Source organism: Streptomyces sp. MMG1121 (assembly GCF_001280015.1).
GTDB lineage: Bacteria > Actinomycetota > Actinomycetes > Streptomycetales > Streptomycetaceae > Streptomyces.
Genome location: NZ_LGDV01000193.1, coordinates 1 through 21,334 on the forward strand (window position 1 = coordinate 1; position 21,334 = coordinate 21,334).

Genomic DNA, 21,334 nt, shown 5'->3' on the forward strand with positions numbered 1-21,334 from the left:
CACCGCCCCCACCGAGACCGAGACCGCCCCGGCAGAGCCCCGGCCCCAGCCCGCCGAGCCCCGGCCCCGGCCCGCCCCCGCGACGGACAGCTCCGGCCCGACCGCCATGCCGCCGCACACCACGCCGACCGCGCACGCGCCCGCAGACCACACGACCCCGCCCGTCGAGACCGAGGCCCGCCCGTGACCGACCACCCCGAGCTCCCCGTCCGTCTGCTCCTCGCCGACGACCACCCCGTCGTGCGGGCCGGGCTGCGGGCCGTGTTGGAGACCGAGCCGGGGCTCGTGGTGGTGGCCGAGGCCGCCACCGCCGAGGAGGCCGTCGCCCGCGCCGCGGCGGGCGGCATCGATGTCGTGCTGATGGACCTGCAGTTCGGCAGGGGGATGGGCGGTGCGGAGGCCACCGCCCAGATCACCGCCCGCCCGGGTGCCCCCAGGGTCGTGATCGTCACCACCTACGACTCCGACGCCGACACCCTCCCGGCCATCGAGGCCGGCGCCACCGGCTACCTCCTCAAGGACGCCCCGCCGGAGGAGCTGGCCGCCGCGGTGCGCTCGGCGGCGAGCGGACGCACCACCCTGGCGCCCGCGGTCGCGGACCGGCTCATGAACCGGCTGCGCACCCCGGGCACCGCGCTGACCCGGCGCGAGACCGAGGTCCTCACCCTGGTCGCCGAGGGGCTGTCCAACCAGGCCGTCGGCCGGCGCCTCCACCTCACCGAGGGCACCGTCAAGTCCCATCTGGCCCGCGTCTACGCCAAACTCGGCGTCGACTCACGCACCGCCGCCGTCGCCGCCGCTACCGACCTCGGGCTCATCCGCCGCTGACACCGGTGGCCGGCTCAGGACGGGGTCCGGGCGGCGGCCAGCAGCCGGGTGACGTCGTCCGCGCAGATGGTCAGGGCCGCGCCGACCGTGGTGAGCGCGTCCCGCTCGGCAGGGGTGTAGGGGCCGTCGGCGAGGGCGATACGGGCGGCCTGGAGGAGGAGGGACTCACGGCCGGCGGGGGCCAGGTGCGGGGCGAGCGGGTCCAGGGCCTCGTGCAGCTCTATCGTCAGGCCCGCACCGCACGGCTGCTCGAAGACCCGGCCGGTGTCGGCGGCGAGGGCCTCGACCAGGGCGGCCAGCTGGTCCTCGGTGCAGTCGTCGAAGCCGGCCGCGCGGACCGCGCCGGCGGCGGTCTCCAGGGCAGTACGGGAACAGGTGCCGCCCGCGGCGAGCACGGCGAGGGCGACGGTGTGCACGGCGTCGCGGAGCATCGCCGAGAAGCGGCGCGTGGTGGGGTGGTCGAGGACGTCGGTGCCGTAATGGTGACGGCAGGCCGCGCACTCCACGACCGGCCCGGCCGTCCCGCGCGGCAGCACCGGCAGCCCGAGCAGGGTGAGCCGGCGGCGGCCGGTCAGCCGCTGGTAGTTGCGGTCCCCTCCGCAGCCGGGGCAGTAGAACTCACCGTCCCCCACGGGGGTCCATGCGGTGCGGGTGCCCAGGATGTGCACAGCCCTGGTGGCACGGTCGTTTCGTCCCCGTACTGGCAGCACGTCGCACCTCCGTAACCGCGCGGCAACATCGCCGTGCTGGCGTGATGTTAGCCACATCACGCAGGCTGAGTCAGTACCCCGGAAGAGACCTTTCTGTGACCTGATCGGCACGGTGGCCGAAAACGGCGACGCCCTGACCGCCGTATACAGCGGTCAGGGCGTCGAAACCCCCGGTCAGAGGGGTCAGCGGGCCGCGCGGTTGACGGCCGAGACGACCGCCTTCAGCGACGCACGCGTCGTGTTCGCGTCGATGCCGATCCCCCACAGGACCTTGCCGTCGATCGCGCATTCGATGTAGGAGGCGGCCTGCGCGGAGGCGCCCTCGCTCATCGTGTGCTCCTGGTAGTCCAGCAGGCGTACGTCGACGCCGACGGACTGCAGGGCGTCGAAGAAGGCCGAGATCGGACCGTTGCCGGAGCCGGACAGGACCGTGTCCTCGCCGTCCACCGTGGCCTCGACCGTCAGGGTGTCGACCCCGTCGGTGTCCGTGGTCGACTGGCCCGTCCTGACCTGGATACGGCCCCACGGGTTGTCCGGGTTCGGCAGGTACTCGTCCTGGAAGACCGCCCAGATCTCCTTCGGGGTGATCTCGCCGCCCTCGGCGTCCGTCTTCGCCTGGATGAGCCGGGAGAACTCGATCTGCATCCGGCGCGGCAGGTCCAGCTTGTGGTCGTTCTGCAGGACGTAGGAGATACCGCCCTTGCCGGACTGCGAGTTGACCCGGATGACGGCCTCGTAGGAGCGGCCGACGTCCTTGGGGTCGATCGGCAGGTACGGCACCGCCCACTCGATGTCGTCGACCGTGACGCCCTTGGCCCTGGCGTCGGCCTCCATGGCGTCGAAGCCCTTCTTGATGGCGTCCTGGTGGGAGCCGGAGAAGGACGTGTAGACCAGGTCGCCCACGTACGGGTGGCGCGGGTGGACCTCCATCTGGTTGCAGTACTCCCACGTACGACGGATCTCGTCGATGTCGGAGAAGTCGATCTGCGGGTCGACGCCCTGCGAGAACAGGTTCATCCCCAGGGTGACCAGGTCGACGTTGCCGGTGCGCTCGCCCTGCCCGAACAGGCAGCCCTCGACGCGGTCGGCGCCGGCCATCAGCGCCAGCTCGGCCGCCGCCACCGCCGTACCGCGGTCGTTGTGCGGGTGGACGGAGATGCAGACGTGCTCGCGACGGGAGATGTTGCGGCTCATCCACTCGAAGCGGTCGGCGTGCGTGGAGGGGGTCGAACGCTCCACCGTGGCGGGCAGGTTGAGGATGATCTCGCGGCCCGGGCCCGGCTGGTAGACGTCCATGACCGCCTCGCAGACCTCCAGCGCGAAGTCCAGCTCGGTGTCGGTGAAGATCTCGGGGCTGTACTGGTAGCCGAACTCCGTCTCGGGGCCCAGCAGCTTCTCCGCGTACTCCATCACCAGGCGGGTGCCGTCGACGGCGATCTGCTTGATGTCGTCCTTGGAGCCGCGGAAGACGACCCGGCGGAAGACCGGGGCGGTGGCGTTGTACAGGTGGACCGTGGCCCGGCGGGCGCCCTTGAGGGACTCCACGGTCCGCTCGATCAGGTCCTCGCGGGCCTGGGTCAGGACGGAGATGGTCACGTCCTCGGGGATCGCGCCCTCTTCCTCGATGATCGAGCGCACGAAGTCGAAGTCGGTCTGGCCCGAGGCGGGGAAGCCGACCTCGATCTCCTTGTAGCCCATCGCGACCAGCTGGTCGAACATCCGGCGCTTGCGCTCGGGCGACATCGGGTCGATCAGGGCCTGGTTGCCGTCGCGCAGGTCGGTGGAGAGCCAGCGGGGGGCCACGGTGATCCGCTGCTGGGGCCAGGTGCGGTCCGGGATGTCGACCTGCTCGTAGCGGCCGTACTTGTGGATCGGCATGGTGCTGGGCTGCTGGCGGTTCGCCATGATGCGTGGGCTCCTCAGGATGTCCGCATGTCCGAGTGGTCGGCCGACGAGACAACGCCAAAGCTCCGCGGGGAGGGAGTCGACCTGGACTACAGGCCCTCGCCGCGGCAGCTAAGAAGAAGCAGCCCGAAACGCATGATGCTGAGCAGCGTAGCCGAGCCGTGCCGGAGGCGGGAACGCGTTCCAGTATGCGGGACCGGGGTCACAAAAGGGACAAAACGTGCGCCATACCACTCCCGGTCACAGAGGGTGGTCGCATGTCGCGACACTTCACCAATCATGGTTGCGGGTAGTGACAGTCAGATCACGCAGTGCCAGGGTTTTCTGCCATGACGACCAACGGGGGCTTCAGGCCCGTCTTCTGCACGATCGTGCCGCCGCACATCCTCGACCGGCTCGCCCGGCACGAGGACCAGGCGCTCTCCGACTCCGCGCTGCACACCCTCCAGCACGACTCGGCGCTGCGCACCCGCCGCCGGGTGACCGCGGTCCGCACCCAGGCCGCCGTCGCCGCCCCGGCGCCCGCCGCCAGCCGGCCGCACCGCACGATCTACGACGCCCGGCACGGCAGCGACCTGCCCGGCACCCAGGTCCGCGAGGAGGGCTCGGAGCCGAGCCAGGACGCCAGCGTCAACCGCGCCTACGCCGGCCTCGGCGCCACCTTCGAGCTGTACCTGAAAGCGTACGAGCGGGACTCCATCGACGGCAACGGGCTGCCGCTGAACGCGTCCGTGCACTACGAGACCAACTACGACAACGCCTTCTGGAACGGCGAGCAGATGGTCTTCGGGGACGGCGACGGCGAGGTCTTCACCGACTTCACCACCTCCGTCGACGTCATCGGCCACGAACTCACCCACGGCGTCACCCAGTACACCGCGAACCTGGAGTACTACGGCCAATCCGGCGCCCTCAACGAGTCCGTCTCCGACGTCTTCGGCTCCCTCATCAAGCAGTACACGCTCGGCCAGACCGCCGACCAGGCCGACTGGCTGATCGGCGAGGGCCTGCTCGCGCCGGGCGTCCACGGCACCGCGCTGCGCTCGATGAAGGCCCCGGGCACGGCGTACGACGACCCCAGGCTCGGCAAGGATCCGCAGCCCGCGACCATGGCGCACTACGTGCAGACCAACACCGACAACGGCGGCGTGCACATCAACTCCGGCATCCCGAACCACGCCTTCTACCTGCTCGCCACGGCCCTCACCGGGCACGCCTGGGAGAAGGCCGGGCAGATCTGGTACGACGTGCTGACCGGCGGCGAGCTGAAGACGGACGCGCAGTTCGCCGACTTCGCCACGCTGACGGTGAAGGCGGCCCGGAAGCGGTACGGCACCGGGGACGAGCTCCAGGGCGCGCAGAAGGCCTGGGAACAGGTCGGGGTGCGGACGTCGTAGTTCCGTACTAGACAGAGCCCCATGCGAATTCAGGTACGGCGCACAGGCGGCTTCGCGGGGATCGAGCGCCGGGCCGAGGTGGACACCTCGGGCCGGGCCGACGCCCCCGAGTGGCAGGCCCTGGCCGAGCGCGTCCTCGCGTCCGGCCCGGGCACCCCGCCCACCGGCGTCCCGGACGGCTTCCGGTACGAGATCACCGTGGACGGCCGGACGGTGTACGCCGCCGATCCCCGACTCACCGAGGACCAGCGGGAGTTGGTGAGCCGACTACTGAAGGAAGGGGCGTAGGCGGGGGCGGGGGCGCCGGTTCGCGCCGGGGCATTGACTTCCGTTACCGGGGGTAAGGATGATCCCGGCCATGGTGACTGACGCAGGCGACCCGATACCTCGGTTCCCGGACGGCTTCCTGTGGGGTGTCTCGACCTCCGCCCACCAGATCGAAGGAGCCGCCGAGGAGCGCGAGCGTTCCGTGTGGGACGTGTTCACGGACGGGCCGGGCCGGGTGAAGGACGGCTCGACGGCGGCGGTGGCCTGCGACCACTACCACCGCTACCGCGAGGACGTGGCCCTGCTCGCCGGCCTCGGCGTGGACGCGTACCGCTTCTCGGTCTCCTGGCCCCGGGTGAACTCCCCCGGCGGACTGGACTTCTACGACCGCCTGGTGGACGAGCTGTGCGCGGCGGGCGTGCGGCCCGTGCCCACGCTCTTCCACTGGGACCTGCCCGCTTCCCTGGACTGGCTGGACCGGGACACGGCAGCCCGGTTCGCCGACCACGTGACCGTGGTGGCCGAGCGCCTCGGTGACCGGGTGAAGAAGTGGATCACCCTCAACGAGCCCGCGGAACACACCCTGCTGGGCCACGCCCTGGGCGCCCACGCCCCCGGCCGGCGGCTCCTCTTCGACGCGCTCCCGGTCGCCCACCACCAGCTCCTCGCCCACGGCCTGGCGGTACGGGCCCTGCGCGCGGCCGGGGCGGCGGACATCGGCATCGCCAACTCCCACGGCCCCACCTGGCCCGCCTCGGACGAACCGGCCGACGCCGAGGCGGCGGGCTTCTACGACCTCCTCCTCAACCGCCTGTTCGCCGAGCCGGTCCTCCTTGGTGAATACCCGGACGGAACGGGTGAGTTGATGCCAGGAGACGTGTCGGCCGACCTCAAGGTGATCGCCGAGCCCGTCGACTGGTACGGCATCAACTACTACGCGCCGACCCGGGTGGGCGCGCCGGGCGGTTCGGACAGCGAGTACGGCGGCCTGACCCTGCCGGCCGAACTCCCCTTCTCCGTGCGGGAGATCGAGGGCCGTCCGAAGACCGACTTCGGCTGGCCGGTCGTCCCCGAGGGCCTCACCGAGCTGCTGTGCGGCTTCCGTGACCGCTACGGCGACCGGCTCCCCCCGATCGTCATCACCGAGAACGGCTGCTCGTACGAGGGCCTCGACGACCAGGACCGCATCGGCTATCTGGACGCCCACCTGCGCGCCCTGCACGCGGCGCTGGCGGCCGGGGTGGACGTACGCGGCTACTTCGTGTGGTCCCTGATGGACAACTTCGAGTGGGCGGAGGGCTACGCGCGCCGCTTCGGCCTGGTGCACGTGGACTACACGACGCTCAAGCGCACCCCGAAGGCCTCCTACCACTGGTTCCGGGACGTGCTCCGGGCCCAGGGCTGACGGCACGGAGATGACCGTGGCCCGCGCCTCGGCCGCGCTGACCGAGCCGGAGGAGCGGGTCGGCCGGGGCTGGACAGCGACCCTCTCCCTGGCCAACGGGGCCATCTGGGTGGGCTGGTTCGGCCCGCTGCAGATCCTGCTCGCCTCCCAGGCCAAGGACTTCGCGCCCGGCGCCGGGATGTCCAAGGAGACGATGCTGGCCTGGGTGACCGGCGCCGGCGCGGTGGTCTCCCTCCTCGCCAACCCCTTCTTCGGCGCCCTGTCCGACCGGACGACGTCCCGCCGGGGCCGCCGTACGCCGTGGATCGTGGCCGGGGCGGCGGGCGGCGCGCTCTCCCTGCTGCTGCTCGCGCGGGCGGGCGGGATGTGGTCGATGGCGGCGGGCTGGTGCCTGGTGCAGCTCACCCTGAACGCGGCGTTCGCGGCGGTGACGGCGGCCGTCCCGGACCGGGTGCCGAGGCTCCAACGCGGCGTGGTGGGCGGCTGGTTGGGGGCCGCGCAGATCCTCGGCGTGGTCGGCGGCACGGGCCTGGCGACCGCGGCGGGCGGGATCGGGGCCGGGTACGCGGCCTGCGCGGTGTGCACGGTGGCGGGCGTACTGCCGTACGTCCTGCGCCACGAGGATCTGCGGCTCGCGAAGGAGGACCGGCCGCCGTGGTCCTGGCGGGCGTTCGTGGCGGGCTTCTGGCTGAGCCCGCGCCGCTACCCGGACCTGGGCTGGGCCTGGCTGACCCGGTTCCTGATCAACCTCAGCAACTCGCTGGTGCTGCTGTACCTGCTGTACTACCTACGGGACCGCCTCCACTACCACGACCCCGGCCAGGGGGTGCTGATCCTGACGGCCGTCAACAGCCTGACGCTGGTGGCGACCGTCGTGGCGGGCGGGGTGTGGTCGGACCGTACGGGCAGGCGCAAGCCGTTCGTCGTCTGGTCGGGCGTGCTGATGGCGGTGGCGACGGCCGCGCTGTCCGGCTGGCAGACCTGGCCCGGGGCGATCGTCGCGTCCGCGGTCCTCGGGGTCGGCTTCGGCGTGTTCACCTCGGTCGACTTCGCGCTGATGACGGACGTCCTGCCGAAGGCCCTGGACCGGGGCAAGGACCTCGGCGTGATCAACGTGGCCAACGCCCTGCCCCAGGTGGCGGCTCCGGCGCTGGCCGCGCCGATCGTGACGTACCTGGGCGGCTACCGGGTGCTGTACCTGGTGGCGGCGGTGGTCGGGCTGGCGGGGGCGGTGCTGGTGGGCCGGATCAGGGGAGTCGGGTAGGCGCGCGTCGAGCAGGTGCGCCCGCCGGGTGGTCAGAGGGCGCCGGCGTCGCGGGCGGACCAGACGCTCGGGTGGACGGGCCGGAAGCCGAGGTCCCGGCGGATCTTCTGGGTGGACATGATCCCGAACCAGGGGTCGGGGTCGGTCCGCGTGTACAGGTCGGCGGGCACCTCGACGCCGTTGAGCAGGTGCAGCTCGACCGCCGTGACGGGGGCGTCGTCGGCGATGTTGTGGACGGGCCCGTGGACCGCCGGGGCGTACAACAGGCGCAGCAGGCCCTGGGCGACATCGACGTGATGGCCCATCTGGAGCCGCTGGCCGGATGCCCAGCCGGCGGCCCAGCGCAGGGAGTCGGCGAGATGCGGGTCGCCTTCGCCGTACACGAAGGGGAGGCGGCCGATGCGCACCTCCATGCCGCCCTCCAGTGCGAGCAGTTCCCGCTCGGCCGCCGCCTTGGCCTCGGGGTAAGCGCCCCACATCTCGCCGCCGGGCCGGCTCTCGTCGTCCTCGGTCATCGGGCGGCCCCGTCCGATGCCGTAGACGAGGCCCGTGCTGACCTGCACGAACCGTCGTACGCCGGAGGCCAGCGCGGCGCGTCCCAGAGCCACGGCCGCGTCCCGGTTGACGGCGCGGGCCTCCTCGTCGGGAACGCCGCGGAAGGAGGCGGCGACGTTCACGACGGCGTCCGCCCCCGCCACGGCCCTGCCGAGCACCTCCTCGTCCCGCAGGTCCCCGGTCACGACCTCGGCCCCCAGCTCCGCGAACCGCTCGGCGCGCGCCGCGTCGCGCACCAGGACCCGTACGCGCTCCCCCGGCCGGGTCTGTGCGACGAGCCTCGGCACGAAGCGCCGCCCGACCTGCCCCGTCCCTCCGGTCACCAGTGTCAGCATCGTCTGCTCCTCTCGTGGCTGTCCGATGCCCCCACCTTGGAACGGAGCCGGCAGGGGCGGGAGAGACCCGTCGATCAGGGGATCGGCAGTCCCTGGATAAGCCGGGCGTGACGGGTCACGCTGGTGGGGTGAACCGAGCCGAACTCGCCGACTTCCTGCGCCGCGGCCGTGCCCGGCTGGAGCCTTCCGACGTGGGTCTCGCACCGGGTGCCCGGCGCCGCACCCCGGGCCTGCGCCGGGAGGAGGTCGCCTCGCTCGCGGGCATGTCGGTGGACTACTACACCCGCCTCGAACAGTCCCGGGGCCCGCGCCCGTCCCGGCAGATGCTGACGGCGCTGGCCCGTGCGCTCCGCCTGACGAACGACGAACGCGACCACCTGTTCCATCTGGCGGGTGAGGAGCCGCCCCGCCGGGACGGGGCCTCGTCGCATGTCCGCCCGGGTCTGCTGCTGGTCCTGGACCGGCTGCACGACGCGCCCGCGATGGTGATCACGGACTGCGGCGAGGTGCTGGCGCAGAACGCGCTGTCGCGGGCACTGTCAGGAGACGCGCTGGCCCGGCCGCCGCGCGAGCGCAACCTGGTCCGCCGTTTCTTCCTGGACGCGGCGGCGCGCGAGCTGCTTCCGCCGGAGGACCGGCCGGAACACGCGCGGGCGCACGTGGCGAACCTCCGCGCGGTCACCGCCGCCCGCCCCGACGACCCGCAACCGGCCGCCCTGGTGGCCGAACTCCGCTCCGCCAGCGAGGAGTTCGCCCGCCTCTGGGAAACCCACGAGGTGGCGGTACGGCGCGCCTCGGCCAAACGCTTCCGGCACCCCGTGGTGGGCCTGCTGGAACTGGACTGCGAGGTCCTGTTGACCGACGACCGCCGCCACCAACTGATCCTCCACACGGCCCGCCCGGGAACGGCCTCACACGAACGGCTTCAGCTGCTGAGGGTGGTGGGGGTACAGGACATGACGACGGACACCGCTCCGTGACGGCACGGGGCGGGGAAGGAACTAGAAGCCGAGCTTCCTCAGCTGCTTCGGGTCCCGCTGCCAGTCCTTCGCCACCTTCACGTGCAGGTCCAGGAAGACCGGCGTCCCCAGCAGCGCCTCGATCTGCTTGCGGGACTTGATGCCGACGTCCTTCAGGCGCTTGCCCTTGGGGCCGATGATGATGCCCTTCTGGCTGGGGCGCTCGATGTAGACGTTGGCGTGGATGTCCAGCAGCGGCCGGTCGGCAGGGCGGTCCTCGCGCGGAAGCATCTCCTCCACGACCACCGCGATGGAGTGCGGCAGTTCGTCCCGGACCCCCTCCAGCGCCGCCTCGCGGATCAGCTCCGCGATCATGACCTGCTCGGGCTCGTCGGTGAGATCGCCCTCGGGGTAGAGCGCCGGCCCCTCGGGCATCAGCGGGATCAGCAGGTCGGCCAGGAGGTCCACCTGCTTGGACCCCACCGCCGACACCGGCACGATCTCCGCCCATTCGATCCCCAGCTCCTTGCCCAGCTGGTCGATCGCGATCAGCTGCTCGGCGAGGGTCTTGGAGTCGACCAGGTCGGTCTTGGTGACGATGGCGACCTTCGGGGTCTTGCGGATCCCGGCCAGCTCCTTGGCGATGAAGCGGTCACCCGGTCCGATCTTCTCGTTCGCCGGCAGGCAGAAGCCGATCACGTCGACCTCGGCCCAGGTCGTACGGACGACGTCGTTCAGGCGCTCGCCCAGCAGCGTGCGCGGCTTGTGCAGCCCCGGGGTGTCCACCAGGATCAGCTGGGCGTCGGGACGGTGCACGATGCCGCGCACCGTGTGCCGCGTCGTCTGCGGCTGGTTCGCGGTGATCGCCACCTTCTGCCCGACCAGAGCGTTCGTGAGGGTGGACTTGCCCGCGTTGGGGCGGCCCACGAAGCAGGCGAAGCCGGCGCGGTGGGCGGCCTCGGCCGGCTGCTCGGATGACTGGGTACGCACGCTCATGCCGCCCATTGTCCCTGATCCACGCGACCGCGCCGTACCAGCGGTGCCTCGGTGCCGCCCCAGTGGCCCCCGCCCACACCGCCTCCCCGTGAGCTTCCGGAAACCCGCACGCAACGAAACGCCACGGAAACACACCCGTACGCGACCGGAAACCCGCACCGGTGACCCTCTGACGCAGCCCCCACCTCGTTGGAGACGCCCGTGACCCTCGCCGCCGCGCCCCAAGTGAACACCGGCGACACCGCCTGGCTGCTCGCCGCGACCGCCCTCGTGCTGCTGATGACGCCGGGCCTGGCCCTGTTCTACGGCGGCATGGTCCGCACGAAGAGCGTCCTCAACATGCTGATGATGAGCTTCGTGTCGATCGCCCTGGTCACGGTGGTCTGGCTGGCGGCCGGCTACTCCCTGGCCTTCGGGAACGACGCCTTCGGCGGGCTCATCGGCACCCTCGACCACGCCGGCATGAACGGCGTGGGCCCGGCCGACGTGCACGGCACGGTCCCGACCCTCCTCTTCGCCACCTTCCAGCTGACCTTCGCGATCATCACGGCCGCCCTGATCAGCGGCGCGGTGGCGGACCGTACGAAGTTCTCGGCGTGGCTGGTCTTCGTCCCCGTCTGGGCCCTCGTCGTATACGTCCCCGTCGCCCACTGGGTCTGGGGGCCCGGCGGCTGGATCGCGGCCGGGCTCGGCGCGCTCGACTTCGCGGGCGGGCTGCCCGTCGAGATCACCTCCGGTGCCTCCGGGCTCGCCCTGTGCCTGGTCCTCGGCCCGCGCCTGGGCTTCAAGAAGGACGCCATGCGCCCGCACAACCTGCCCATGGTGATCCTCGGCGCCGGTCTGCTCTGGTTCGGCTGGTTCGGCTTCAACGCGGGCAGCGCGCTCGGCGCGAACGGTCTCGCGGCGGCCGCCTTCCTCAACACCCTCGCGGCCGGCTGCACCGGCCTGCTCGGCTGGCTCTTCGTCGAGCAGCGGCGCGACGGCCACCCGACCACGCTCGGCGCCGCCTCCGGCGCGGTCGCCGGCCTGGTCGCGATCACCCCGTCCTGCGGCACGGTCTCCCTGCTCGGCGCCCTCGTCGTGGGCCTGGCCGCCGGTGTCGTCTGCAGTTACGCGGTGAGCTGGAAGTTCAGGCTGAACTACGACGACTCCCTCGACGTCGTCGGCGTCCACCTGGTCGGCGGTGTCATCGGCACCCTGCTGATCGGCCTGTTCGCCGAGAAGGCGATGACGGGCGGTACCGAGGGCCTGTTCTACGGCGGCGGGCTCGCCCAGCTCGGCAAGCAGCTGCTCGCCGTGGTGGTCGTGGCCGGGTACGCCTTCACGGTGACGTACGGCCTCGGCAAGCTGCTCGACAAGGCGATGGGCTTCCGTGCGGGCGAGGAGCAGGAGTACACCGGCCTGGACCTTACGGTGCACGCCGAGACGGCCTACGATCACGGGGTCCTGGGCGCCGGCGCCCCGGTCTCCCACTCCGTCGTCGCCGACCGGAAGGTCAAGCCCCGGGCATGAAGCTGATCACCGCCATCGTCAAGCCGTACCGCCTCGACGAGGTCAAGACCGCCCTGCAGGAGCTGGGCGTGCGCGGCCTGACCGTGACCGAGGCGAGCGGCTACGGCCGGCAGCACGGCCACACCGAGGTGTACCGGGGGGCCGAGTACCGGGTCGACCTGGTGCCGAAGGTGCGCATCGAGGTCGTGGTGGAGGACGCGGACGCCGACGCCGTGATCGAGGCGGTCGTCAGGGCCGCGCGGACGGGGAAGATCGGGGACGGGAAGGTGTGGTCCGTGCCCGTGGAGACGGTCGTACGCGTACGGACCGGCGAACACGGCCCCGACGCGCTCTGACCAGCAGCACCCCGCACACCACGGCGGCCGCGAGCACGAGCCCGGCGAGCAGCCACGGCAGCGCGAGGAAGGAGGCGCTCGCCGACTGCCGGGTGCCCGGCGCGCTCGCGGTCAACGTCACGTTCCCCCAGTCGAGTTGGGGCGCCCCGGACCACGGTTCGGTGAGCCGCACCTGTTGGCCCGGCAGCAGTTCGGAGGGGACGCGGGTGAGGGTGCGGTCGAGCAGCGTACGGCCGAACAGCCCGCGCGCCCGCAGCTCCACCTCGGGGTCGACGGTGACGTTCCCGGTGTTGCGCAGGGTGTAGGAGATCATCGCCGTACTGGCGCCGAGTCCGGGCACCAGCGGCTGGTGCCGGCCGATCCGCACCTGCCCGACCGAGAGTGCCGGAAGCGTGGGCCCGCTGACCCGGAGATAGACACGGGCACCGACGGCCTGACGTACACCGAGGGCGAGGGAGCCGCTGCCGGTCTCGACCCGCTCGTCGAGGGCGACGATCGCGCCCGGGTGGTCACCCGGTTCGGCGCCCTGCGGCACCCGCAGGGTGAAGGGCACGGTGACGGTCCCGTGTCCGGGCACGGTGACCCGGGACCGCGCGGGCTTCCCCCAGGCGCCCACCCCGCGCATCGGTTCCGCCGGGCTCCGTACGGCGAATCCGCCGTCGCGGGCGGTGTTGTAGGCGTCGGCCGCGTACAGCCGGAAGGTGAGCGGGCCGCCGGTCTTGTTGGTGACGGCGACCTTGTCGGTGAGGGTCTGGCCGGGGTCGGCGGAGAGGTAGAAGTACGGCCGCGCGGCGACTTTCGAGGCGACCGGGTAGACGGACCAGCTGCCGTTGTCGGCGGCGTGCGCGGGCGCGGCCTGCCATGCCAGCATCAGGCCCAGGAGGAGGACGTACAGCTTGCGCATGGGTGCGGACCCCCACGGACGAGAGACAGGAGAACGGGCGGGTGCGGACGCCCGCACGCTCAGGTGAGCGTCAGCGTGAGCACACCGGAGTACGAGCCCGGAGGCGTGAACGCCGGCACGTCCAGGGAGAGTCCGGCGTCGACGGTGAACTCACCGCCGGTGAGCGTGCCGTCGGGGGTCGACGCGAGGGTCGCTCCCGAACTGCCCACGGCGCCCGCCGAACCGGCCTTGCAGGTGCTGGGGCTGCCCGCCTTGGTGGCGCAGGCGGGGGTCCAGCTGAGCTTCCCGGCATCGATCTTGGCGCCGGGACCGGTGAAGTCGGTGACCTTGCCGGTGAGCGACCAGCCGGCCGGTCCGCCGCGGAAGTCCTTGACGGTCACCGTCTGGAGAGCGCCGGTCGAGGCCCCGCCGTTGCCGAAGTCGACCGACGACAGCGCGACGGAGTCCCCGGCCTGGGACATGGACAGCGTGCCCGCCTTGACGGAGGCCGTCAGCTTCTGGCTGCCGGGCGGAACGGGCGAGTTGTCGTTCACGACGTAGGCGGCCGGACCCGCACCCTGGTCCGCGCTCCAGGAGCCGCCCTCGTAGGCCACGATCCCGGTCGTCGTCCTGTCGTTGACGACGAGGGAACCGCTGAAGGAGCCCTGGGCGTTCGCGGTCACGGTGGCCGTGTCCGCGGTCTGCTGGTCCCCGGCCCGCCCGGCGAGGGTGACGGTCGCGCCCGGCGTGAAGTTGCTGCCGTTGACGGTGACCTTGGCGCCCTGGTCGCCGGAGGCCGAACTCAGCGAGATGGCCCGGGTGTTGGCCGGGGTGCCATCGGTCGCCGTGACGGTCTGCGAGGTGGGTGCGGGCGGGCTGGTGACCGTGCAGGGGGTGTCCAGCTCCAGGATGTAGCTGGTGTGGATGTTGTAGTCGCCGGGCGAGAGGGTGATCTGGCCGGGCTTGGTGACGGTGAACGTGCCGGTCATGGAGAAGGACGGGAAGGCCGCCTTCCCCGGCACCGGCGGGTTCTTCTTCGGCCCGGCGACGGTCACGTCCCCCGTCTGGGCGCCACCGAGGGTGACCTTCCCGGTCGGGGTCATGATGTCGGCGGGCAGCGCGAGATCGGTCGGATTGCCGGCGGCGGCCGTGACCACGGTGTACGTCACGGTGACCGTGTCGCCGACCTTCGGGCTGGTGTTGTCCACCGACACGCTGGCGGTGGTGGTGCCGTCGATCGGCGGGAGGCCGGCGACGGCGGGCGGGATGCAGTGCGTGGCGAAGTCCACGTTCGCGCCGGCGGCACCGGCCGGACAGGCCAGCGCGCCGCCCGCGGTGACCGCCAGGGCGGTCGCCCCGAACAGTGACGCCCAGCGCCACCGTCGGGATCTTCGGGGTGTGGAACCCATGGGCCCCCTCCTGAGGGTTGCTGGCGCAGCGGCTCGGCTGCGCCGACAGGGGGCATTGATGTGGAGCGGGGGTGAGAAGTCAATGGAGATGCCGCAGAAATCTGACGGATCATCAGTTTCTGCGGCATCCAGGGGACTTCCGTATGGAACCGGAACAGATCGCTCAGTCCGGCCGGCCGGAGCCCGTGTCAGCCGGAACCGGCCGGCCGGAGTCGGTCAGTCGAAGACGAAGGGGCCGGGCGACTGGTTGCCGGTGGCCGTACAGGTGATGGTGATCCCGAAGACCGTCATCTTGAGCGAGCCGCCGTGCGCCTCCAGGCTGTCGCCCGAGGCGACGGTGCCGCTGAGCGGGCCGACGCTGACCGCGGAACCGGCCGCCATCGCCGGGTTCTTCGTGCCACTGAAGACGGTGGTGCCGCCGCTCGCCTTGACCATCGTGAGCGTGGAGGCGACGGAGTCCTGCGCCACCGCGATCGGCACGGTGACCGCCGAGGAGCTGAGGGTGATGGTGGCCGAGGTGCCGGTCTGGGTGGCCGTGAGGGTGGCGGCACCGCCGCCGTAGATACCGCAGTCCGCGGTGATGGTCGCCGTCTGTGGGGTGACGGCGGCCGCAGAGGGTGCGAAGGCGAGCCCGGTGACCGCGAGGGCCCCGGCAGCCAGTGCCGCACTCATTGCCGTGCGCTTGCCTCTCATGGGGATCCGCTTCCCTTTCCTGGTGGGGGGAGTGCCATGTGGGGGGCCGACGGACAAGAGGCCTGAGCAGGCGGATGCGGGCACACTGCACGGCGGTGCGGATCTGACGGTCCGTCGGATACTTACGGCTCCATTGATGCGCAAGGGCAAGAACCGAACAAGGTTGAATTCCAGCCGACCTTTCGTTCGGCGGAATCGCCCGCCCAGGGCGGACGCCCCGCCGGCGCAGAGTCCACCCGCCCGCTCGGCCCCGCCGCCCCGGCCGGTGTCCCGGCGCAGGGCCCACGCACCGCCGTGCCGCCCGCCCACCAGCCCGTCTCGGCGCCCTTTCGGCCGGCGGCCACGGGTGGGTGGGCGACGTGCGGGCCAGGGGGCGGAGCCCCTGGTGTGTCAGCCGGCGGAGACGGTCCGGCGGACAACGCCGTCCAGCCCGGCGAGGTGCACCGGCGTTCCCGGCCCGCCGAGGTCGGACACGGCGTCCAGGTCCTCCGCCGGCACGGACTCCGCCTCGCTCACCACCGCCGCCGCCTCCAGCGACGTGGCCCCGGACGCCACCGCCATGGCCACGGCGGTACGCAGCGCGCTCAGCCGCAGCGAGGCAAGCTCCACCGACCCGGCGACATACGTACGCCCGGTCTCGTCCCGTACGGCCGCCCCCTCGGGCACCCCGTTACGGGCCCGCGCGGAACGGGCCAGAGTCACGATCTTGCGGTCCTCGGGATCAAGCGCGTTGCTCTCGGTCATGCCCCGAGCATACGAACCCACGCCCCGCTCACCCCGCCACGGGGTACATCGCGCCGCGGCGCCCCTCCGGAGACGCCAGCCACTCCAGTTTCTCCGCGGTGTCGGCCTCGTTCAGCGGAGTGTGCAGCACGATCATCAGATCGGGTCGGGCCGGCACCTTCAGCACCGTCGACTCCACGACCAGCAGACCGGCCAGCGGATGGTCCAGTTCCTTGCGGATCTGCCCCTGGTCCTCGATGTCCCGCTGCGCCCACATCTCCCGGAACTCGGCGCTGGACGCGCTCACCTCGGTGAGCACCTCCCGGAACCCCTCGTCGTCCGGCCGCGCCGCACACGCGGCCCGGAACTGCGCCACCACCGTGCGCGCGTTCCGCTCCCAACTGTGGCTGCGCGCCCGGTACATCGGATCGAGGAAGAAGTCGATCAGGCAGTTCTGGGTGATGTCCGGCCGCATGCCGAGCACCATCGCGGCGGCGTCGTTGTACATCACGCAGTTGTAGTACAGGTCCATGATGTGCGCCGGATACGGCATCCAGGTGTCGATCAGCCGCCGCAGTCCGTCACACATGTCCCGCTTCTCCGGCGCCACTTCGGGCGTCGGCGGGTTCATCTCGGCCAGCAGATACAGATGCCGGCGCTCGGCGTCGCTCAGCCGCAGCACCCGGGCCACGGCGTCCAGGACCTGCGAGGAGACGGAGATCTCCCGCCCCTGCTCCAGCCACTGGTACCAGGAGGCGCCGACCCCGGCCAGCACGGCGACCTCCTCCCGGCGCAGTCCGGGCGTACGCCTCCGGCCCCCGCCGACCGGCAGTCCCGCCTCCTCGGGGCTGACCCGGGCCCGCCGGCTCATCAGGAACTCCCGCAGTTCGTCACGCCGTTGACTTCGTGTCGCCTCAGCAGCAGGCACGTACCGGCCCCTCCCCCGTCGATTCTGTCTGGTGGTGCCACCACCACCATAAGTTCCGACTCCCCACTCGTATTCCGGCTGCCCGAAGCTCAAGACATGGCGATCGACACCACCACGCAACCCACCGTCTCCACGGGCACACCGCTCGACACCCCCCGGCTGTCGACGCGTGACAAGCTCGTCCTGTTCGTGCTGTGCGCGGCCCAGTTCATGGTCGCGCTCGACTTCTCCGTGCTGAACGTGGCCCTGCCCGCACTCGGCTCCGACCTCGGCATGAGCCGCTCGGCGCTGCAGTGGGCGGTCACCGCGTTCGCACTGCCCTCGGGCGGCTTCCTGCTCCTCTTCGGCCGCATCGGCGACCTGTACGGCCGCCGGAAGCTGTTCCTGGCCGGCCTGGCCCTGTTCGGCGCGGCCTCGCTGCTGGCGACCCTGGCCTGGGACCCGGCGTCCTTCCTCGCCGGACGCGCGCTGCAGGGCCTCGGCGCGGCGGCGATCGTCCCGACCGGCATGTCCCTGCTGACCACCACCTTCCCGGAGGGCCCGGCCCGTGACCGCGCCCTCGGCATCTCCGGCACGCTGCTGTCGCTGGGCTTCACCGTCGGCATGGTCGCGGGCGGTGTGCTGACCGACGCGCTCGGCTGGCGCTCCACCATGGCCCTGCTGTCGGTGTTCGCGCTGATCGTGCTGCCGCTGGCCCCGGGCCTGCTGCCGGAGTCGCGCACCCCGGACCGCCCCCGCCTGGACGTGCCCGGCGCCGTCACCGTCACGGGTGGTCTGCTGTCGCTGATCTACGCCCTGTCCACCGCCGCAGACCACGGCTTCGCCCGCGCGGACGTCATCACGGCGCTGCTCGCCGGCGTACTGCTGCTGGTCGCTTTCGGGTTCGTGGAGGCCCGCTCGGCGGCCCCGCTCGTCTCCCTGCCGATGCTGCGCCGGCGCACGGTGGCCTGGGGCAACGTGGGCGGTCTGGTCACCTTCTCGATGATGTCGACGGTCGTCTTCGTCCTGACCCTGTACTTCCAGGAGACCCTGCGGCTGTCGGCGTTCGAGACGGGCCTGGTCTTCGGTGTCCAGGGCGTGCTGTCGGCCGTCGCGGGCACGCTCGCCCCGAAGGTGATCGGCCGCTTCGGCGCCCGCCGCACCCTGGTCGGCTCGCTGGCCGGCCAGGGCGCGCTGGTCGCGACGCTGCTCCTGCTGAACGCCCACACCTGGTCGGTGTGGCCGGCCACGGCCGCCGTGTCCCTGGCCAGCATGTGCCACCTGGGCGCGATCATCTCGTACGGCCTGACCGTCACCTCCGGGGTGCCGGACGAGGAGCAGGGCCTGGCCACCGGGCTGGTGACCTCCACCCAGCAGGTCGGCATCACGATCGGCATCCCGCTGCTGGGCGTGCTGGCCACCACGTCCCCCGATCTGCTGACCGGTGTGCACACGGTGCTCGCCCTGGACGCGGCGATCGTCCTGGCCGCCGCCGTCCTGGTCGGCCTGGGCCTGCGCCGGGGCCGGCGTCAGGGCCTGCCCAGGGTCTGAACGATCCCGCTCCGCGCGGCCGTGTGCACCACACGGCCGCGCGCGCCGTTGACCAGCGGGAGGAAGGGCGCGACGTGCCCGCACTCGACGTCGGCGACGATCGGCACCCCGAGCGGCCCGAGCGCGTCGAGCACGGCCTCGTGCTGGGTGAGGGCAGGGCTGTCGGGGGCGTGTGTGCGGCCCACGAGGACGGCGGCCGCGCGGTCGAAGAAGCCGGCGAGGCGCATGCCGTGCAGGTGACGGCAGATGGTGAAGGCGTTGTCCTCGCAGGCCTCGACGTAGACGAGCTGGGGCTCGTCCCCGGCGAGGCGCGAGGTGTCGAGGTAGCGCGTGCCCGCGAGCGGGCCGAGCGTCTCGATGCAGCCGCCGATCAGCCACCCCTCGACATCGACGTCCCCGTCCCCGTCGAGCCGGGTCCAACCGCCCTCGGCGTCGAGGGTGAACTGGCGGATCCCGGGGTCGGCGGTCCAGTCGTCGTAGCCCCCGGACCGGTACCGCCCGGGCGGGGTCTGTGCGAACGGCTCGCCCTGCGGCGCGGCCACGATGTCCAGCCAGGACGACAGCCCCTCGGGCGCCCGGTACGGCGTGTCCATGAGGTTGTTTCCGTGCACGGTCGCCACGCCGGTGAGCAGGGTCAGCGGTGTGATGATCGTGGACATGTCCGAGTAGCCGACGACCCAGGTCGGCTCGGCCCGGCCGATCGCCTCGAAGTCGAGCAAGGGCAGCAGATCGATCGCCAGCTCACCGCCCCACGGCGGTACGACGGCCCGGATCACCGGGTCGGTGAGCATCCCGGTCAGTTCGGCGGCGCGCTCGGCGGCCGGGGCGCTGAGGTGCGTCGAGCCGTCCATGCACCGGCCGACGACCACCTCGTAGCCACGCGCCTCGATCTCCTTGATCGCGACGTCGAGCCGCCCCCGGAGTTCCCTGGCCACTCCGGCGGAGGGAGAGGTCACACCGACACGGTCACCGGGGCGCAGAGGGCGCGGATATCTGAGGGTCATGCAGAGCATCCGACCCCGCGCCGACCGCCCCGGGCAACCGGGTTTACGGCCGGTCCAGCCGCAGCCGCTCCGCCCTCGGCAGCCCCGCGACGACGAGGTCGTACGAGTCCTCGATCAGCTCTTTCAGCAGCCGTCCGGGGAGCGCGCCGTCGGCCGTCACGGTGTTCCAGTGCCGCTTGTTCATGTGCCAGCCCGGCACGACCAGCCCCTCGTGCTCCGCGCGCAGCCGGACCGCGTCGTCCGGGTCGCACTTGAGGTTGACCGTCAGGGGCCGCGCGCCCAGCGCCGTCAGGGCGAACATCTTGCCCAGCACCTTGAAGACCGAGGTCTCCGGATTGAACGGGAAGTCCTCCACGGCCGCGTTGAACGACAGGCAGAAGGCGCGCAGCTCCTCGGGGGTCACTCGGGTCCCTCCTTCCCGGCGGGTTCCACCAGGACCGTGACGATCTTGTTCCGGCGGCCGGCGGCGGCCTCCGCGGTCAGCTTCAGCCGGCGTTCGTCGGGCAGTTCGACCTCGGCGGACGCGCCCGCGATGGGAACCCGGCCGAGGGCCTTGGCGAGCAGTCCGCCGACGGTCTCCACGTCCTCGTCGTCGTACTCCTCCAGGCCGTACAGCTCGCCGAGGTCGGTGATGTCGAGGCGGGCGGTGACCCGGTAGCGGTCGTCGCCGAGGTCCTCCACGGGCGGCAGTTCCCGGTCGTACTCGTCGGTGATCTCGCCGACGATCTCCTCGAGGATGTCCTCGATGGTGACGATGCCGGCGGTGCCGCCGTACTCGTCGATGACGACGGCGACGTGGTTGCGTTCCTTCTGCATCTCGCGCAGCAGGTCACCGGCGTTCTTGGTGTCGGGCACGAAGACGGCGGGCCGCATGGCGGTGGACACCAGGTCGCTCTCGGCGTCCCGGCTGATGTGCGTCTTGCGGACCAGGTCCTTCAGATACACGATCCCGACGATGTCGTCCTCGCTCTCGCCGGTCACCGGGATCCGGGAGAACCCGGAGCGCAGGGCGAGGGTGAGGGCCTGGCGGATGGTCTTGTACCGCTCGATGACGACGAGGTCGGTGCGCGGCACCATCACCTCGCGCACGAGCGTGTCGCCGAGTTCGAAGACCGAGTGCACCATCCGGCGCTCGTCATCCTCGATCAGCGACTCCTTCTCGGCGAGGTCGACCAGCGCGCGCAGCTCCGCCTCGGAGGCGAACGGGCCACGCCTGAAGCCCTTGCCGGGGGTGAGGGCGTTGCCGATGAGGATGAGCAGCGAGGGGATCGGCCCCATCACCCGGGCGAGCGGCAGCAGCACGTACGCCGCGACCGTCGCCGTGTTGAGCGGGTGCTGACGGCCGATGGTGCGCGGGGAGACCCCGACGGCGACGTACGACACCAGCACCATGACCCCGATGGCGACGAGCAGCGCCTGCCAGGTGGCGGCGAACTCCTGCAGGCAGGCGTACGTCACGAGGGCCGCGGCCGCCATCTCGCAGGCGACGCGGACCAACAGGGCCACGTTCAGATAGCGGGTGGGGTCGGCAGCGACCTGGGCGAGCTTGGCGCTGCCGCGCCGCCCGGTGCGTACGGCCTCCTCGGCGCGGAAGCTGGAGACGCGCGCGAGGCCCGCCTCCGCGCAGGCGGCGAGCCAGGCGACGACGACCAGCGCGATCGCGCCGAGGACGATCTGCGGAGACATGCGGCCCGCC

General features: G+C 71.9%; 21 protein-coding genes and 1 pseudogene. 10 read left to right on the forward strand and 12 right to left on the reverse strand.

The window, feature by feature from the left end; translation table 11 throughout:
* Both ADK64_RS21965 and ADK64_RS21970 read left to right on the forward strand, forming a co-directional pair.
* Positions 1 to 187, forward strand: a pseudogene (locus ADK64_RS21965) (hypothetical protein); the annotation flags it as partial.
* Complete coding sequence (locus tag ADK64_RS21970) at positions 184 to 828, forward strand: response regulator (RefSeq protein ID WP_053661552.1); 645 nt, start codon at positions 184 to 186, stop codon at positions 826 to 828. The pseudogene ADK64_RS21965 and the gene ADK64_RS21970, both read left to right, overlap by 4 nt.
* 14 nt (positions 829 to 842) lie before the next feature.
* On the opposite strand, the gene ADK64_RS21975 is transcribed toward ADK64_RS21970, so the two are convergent.
* Positions 843 to 1,538 carry a TerB family tellurite resistance protein gene (locus ADK64_RS21975; protein ID WP_053661553.1) on the reverse strand — a complete coding sequence of 232 codons (696 nt, stop codon included), beginning with the start codon at positions 1,536 to 1,538 and terminating at the stop codon, positions 843 to 845.
* A gap of 183 nt (positions 1,539 to 1,721) precedes the next feature.
* Positions 1,722 to 3,443, reverse strand: a complete 1,722-nt coding sequence (gene leuA, locus ADK64_RS21980; RefSeq protein WP_053661554.1) for a 2-isopropylmalate synthase — start codon at positions 3,441 to 3,443, stop codon at positions 1,722 to 1,724.
* A gap of 329 nt (positions 3,444 to 3,772) precedes the next feature.
* Here leuA and ADK64_RS21985 point away from each other — a divergent pair, with 329 nt between their 5' ends.
* From ADK64_RS21985 to ADK64_RS22000, 4 genes are all read left to right on the forward strand, one after another.
* Positions 3,773 to 4,840 (forward strand): M4 family metallopeptidase, encoded by a 1,068-nt coding sequence (locus ADK64_RS21985; protein WP_053661555.1) that lies wholly within the window; start codon positions 3,773 to 3,775, stop codon positions 4,838 to 4,840.
* 21 nt (positions 4,841 to 4,861) lie between these two features.
* A complete protein-coding gene (locus ADK64_RS21990) occupies positions 4,862 to 5,128 on the forward strand; it encodes a protealysin inhibitor emfourin (RefSeq protein ID WP_053661556.1) in 267 nt (88 codons plus the stop codon).
* Positions 5,129 to 5,198: 70 nt separating this feature from the next.
* The gene (locus ADK64_RS21995) at positions 5,199 to 6,512 is read left to right on the forward strand and encodes a GH1 family beta-glucosidase (protein WP_053661557.1); all 1,314 of its coding nucleotides are present in this window, start codon (positions 5,199 to 5,201) and stop codon (positions 6,510 to 6,512) included.
* Between the two features lie 10 nt (positions 6,513 to 6,522).
* On the forward strand, positions 6,523 to 7,776 hold the full coding sequence (locus ADK64_RS22000; RefSeq protein WP_053661558.1) for an MFS transporter: 1,254 nt from the start codon (positions 6,523 to 6,525) through the stop codon (positions 7,774 to 7,776).
* Positions 7,777 to 7,808: 32 nt separating this feature from the next.
* On the opposite strand, the gene ADK64_RS22005 is transcribed toward ADK64_RS22000, so the two are convergent.
* Positions 7,809 to 8,666 (reverse strand): NAD-dependent epimerase/dehydratase family protein, encoded by an 858-nt coding sequence (locus ADK64_RS22005; RefSeq protein ID WP_053661559.1) that lies wholly within the window; start codon positions 8,664 to 8,666, stop codon positions 7,809 to 7,811.
* 128 nt (positions 8,667 to 8,794) lie between these two features.
* On the opposite strand from ADK64_RS22005, the gene ADK64_RS22010 reads away from it, so the two are divergent.
* Positions 8,795 to 9,646, forward strand: a complete 852-nt coding sequence (locus tag ADK64_RS22010; RefSeq protein ID WP_053661560.1) for a helix-turn-helix transcriptional regulator — start codon at positions 8,795 to 8,797, stop codon at positions 9,644 to 9,646.
* Between the two features lie 21 nt (positions 9,647 to 9,667).
* On the opposite strand, the gene era is transcribed toward ADK64_RS22010, so the two are convergent.
* The gene (gene era, locus ADK64_RS22015; protein WP_053661617.1) at positions 9,668 to 10,621 is read right to left on the reverse strand and encodes a GTPase Era; all 954 of its coding nucleotides are present in this window, start codon (positions 10,619 to 10,621) and stop codon (positions 9,668 to 9,670) included.
* Between the two features lie 201 nt (positions 10,622 to 10,822).
* Between era and ADK64_RS22020 the strand changes: the two genes are divergently transcribed.
* Both ADK64_RS22020 and ADK64_RS22025 read left to right on the forward strand, forming a co-directional pair.
* On the forward strand, positions 10,823 to 12,133 hold the full coding sequence (locus ADK64_RS22020) for an ammonium transporter (RefSeq protein WP_053661561.1): 1,311 nt from the start codon (positions 10,823 to 10,825) through the stop codon (positions 12,131 to 12,133).
* A complete protein-coding gene (locus ADK64_RS22025) occupies positions 12,130 to 12,468 on the forward strand; it encodes a P-II family nitrogen regulator (protein WP_053661562.1) in 339 nt (112 codons plus the stop codon). The genes ADK64_RS22020 and ADK64_RS22025 overlap by 4 nt, the downstream gene beginning before the upstream one ends.
* Here the strand turns inward: ADK64_RS22025 and ADK64_RS22030 are convergent.
* The 5 genes from ADK64_RS22030 to ADK64_RS22050 form a co-directional block, all read right to left on the reverse strand.
* Positions 12,362 to 13,372 carry a WxL protein peptidoglycan domain-containing protein gene (locus tag ADK64_RS22030; protein ID WP_053661563.1) on the reverse strand — a complete coding sequence of 337 codons (1,011 nt, stop codon included), beginning with the start codon at positions 13,370 to 13,372 and terminating at the stop codon, positions 12,362 to 12,364. The two genes, ADK64_RS22025 and ADK64_RS22030, sit on opposite strands and share 107 nt — an antisense overlap.
* A 59-nt stretch (positions 13,373 to 13,431) precedes the next feature.
* Entirely contained in the window at positions 13,432 to 14,760 is a 1,329-nt protein-coding gene (locus ADK64_RS22035; RefSeq protein WP_053661564.1) for a beta-xylosidase, read from the reverse strand.
* Positions 14,761 to 14,976: 216 nt separating this feature from the next.
* Positions 14,977 to 15,453 carry a hypothetical protein gene (locus ADK64_RS22040; RefSeq protein WP_053661565.1) on the reverse strand — a complete coding sequence of 159 codons (477 nt, stop codon included), beginning with the start codon at positions 15,451 to 15,453 and terminating at the stop codon, positions 14,977 to 14,979.
* Between the two features lie 390 nt (positions 15,454 to 15,843).
* Positions 15,844 to 16,197 carry a cytidine deaminase gene (locus tag ADK64_RS22045; protein ID WP_053661566.1) on the reverse strand — a complete coding sequence of 118 codons (354 nt, stop codon included), beginning with the start codon at positions 16,195 to 16,197 and terminating at the stop codon, positions 15,844 to 15,846.
* 28 nt (positions 16,198 to 16,225) lie between these two features.
* Positions 16,226 to 17,047, reverse strand: coding sequence for a helix-turn-helix transcriptional regulator (locus tag ADK64_RS22050; protein WP_053661567.1), 822 nt, complete (start codon positions 17,045 to 17,047; stop codon positions 16,226 to 16,228).
* A gap of 153 nt (positions 17,048 to 17,200) precedes the next feature.
* Here ADK64_RS22050 and ADK64_RS22055 point away from each other — a divergent pair, with 153 nt between their 5' ends.
* Positions 17,201 to 18,634, forward strand: coding sequence for an MFS transporter (locus ADK64_RS22055; RefSeq protein ID WP_053661568.1), 1,434 nt, complete (start codon positions 17,201 to 17,203; stop codon positions 18,632 to 18,634).
* Here ADK64_RS22055 and ADK64_RS22060 read toward each other — a convergent pair.
* Genes ADK64_RS22060 through ADK64_RS22070 form a run of 3 tightly spaced genes read right to left on the reverse strand, consistent with a single transcriptional unit; the run spans position 18,613 to position 21,324 of the window.
* Complete coding sequence (locus ADK64_RS22060) at positions 18,613 to 19,638, reverse strand: S66 family peptidase (protein ID WP_053661569.1); 1,026 nt, start codon at positions 19,636 to 19,638, stop codon at positions 18,613 to 18,615. The genes ADK64_RS22055 and ADK64_RS22060 overlap by 22 nt on opposite strands.
* Positions 19,639 to 19,681: 43 nt before the next feature.
* Positions 19,682 to 20,041: an MmcQ/YjbR family DNA-binding protein gene (locus ADK64_RS22065; protein ID WP_053661570.1), complete on the reverse strand. Its 360-nt coding sequence runs from the start codon at positions 20,039 to 20,041 to the stop codon at positions 19,682 to 19,684.
* A complete protein-coding gene (locus ADK64_RS22070; protein ID WP_053661571.1) occupies positions 20,038 to 21,324 on the reverse strand; it encodes a hemolysin family protein in 1,287 nt (428 codons plus the stop codon). The genes ADK64_RS22065 and ADK64_RS22070 overlap by 4 nt, the downstream gene beginning before the upstream one ends.
* Positions 21,325 to 21,334 lie beyond the last annotated feature (10 nt).

Coding starts and splice junctions, on each gene's coding strand:
- ADK64_RS22050 (WP_053661567.1), bottom strand. CDS start 17,047: ATGAGCCGGCGGGCCCGGGTCAGCCCCGAGGAGGCGGGACTGCCGGTC.
- ADK64_RS22005 (WP_053661559.1), bottom strand. CDS start 8,666: ATGCTGACACTGGTGACCGGAGGGACGGGGCAGGTCGGGCGGCGCTTC.
- ADK64_RS22030 (WP_053661563.1), bottom strand. CDS start 13,372: ATGCGCAAGCTGTACGTCCTCCTCCTGGGCCTGATGCTGGCATGGCAG.
- ADK64_RS22070 (WP_053661571.1), bottom strand. CDS start 21,324: ATGTCTCCGCAGATCGTCCTCGGCGCGATCGCGCTGGTCGTCGTCGCC.
- ADK64_RS22045 (WP_053661566.1), bottom strand. CDS start 16,197: ATGACCGAGAGCAACGCGCTTGATCCCGAGGACCGCAAGATCGTGACT.
- ADK64_RS21990 (WP_053661556.1), top strand. CDS start 4,862: ATGCGAATTCAGGTACGGCGCACAGGCGGCTTCGCGGGGATCGAGCGC.
- ADK64_RS22000 (WP_053661558.1), top strand. CDS start 6,523: ATGACCGTGGCCCGCGCCTCGGCCGCGCTGACCGAGCCGGAGGAGCGG.
- ADK64_RS21985 (WP_053661555.1), top strand. CDS start 3,773: ATGACGACCAACGGGGGCTTCAGGCCCGTCTTCTGCACGATCGTGCCG.
- leuA (WP_053661554.1), bottom strand. CDS start 3,443: ATGGCGAACCGCCAGCAGCCCAGCACCATGCCGATCCACAAGTACGGC.
- ADK64_RS22060 (WP_053661569.1), bottom strand. CDS start 19,638: ATGACCCTCAGATATCCGCGCCCTCTGCGCCCCGGTGACCGTGTCGGT.
- ADK64_RS22035 (WP_053661564.1), bottom strand. CDS start 14,760: ATGGGTTCCACACCCCGAAGATCCCGACGGTGGCGCTGGGCGTCACTG.
- ADK64_RS22025 (WP_053661562.1), top strand. CDS start 12,130: ATGAAGCTGATCACCGCCATCGTCAAGCCGTACCGCCTCGACGAGGTC.
- ADK64_RS22055 (WP_053661568.1), top strand. CDS start 17,201: ATGGCGATCGACACCACCACGCAACCCACCGTCTCCACGGGCACACCG.
- era (WP_053661617.1), bottom strand. CDS start 10,621: ATGAGCGTGCGTACCCAGTCATCCGAGCAGCCGGCCGAGGCCGCCCAC.
- ADK64_RS21995 (WP_053661557.1), top strand. CDS start 5,199: ATGGTGACTGACGCAGGCGACCCGATACCTCGGTTCCCGGACGGCTTC.
- ADK64_RS22040 (WP_053661565.1), bottom strand. CDS start 15,453: ATGAGAGGCAAGCGCACGGCAATGAGTGCGGCACTGGCTGCCGGGGCC.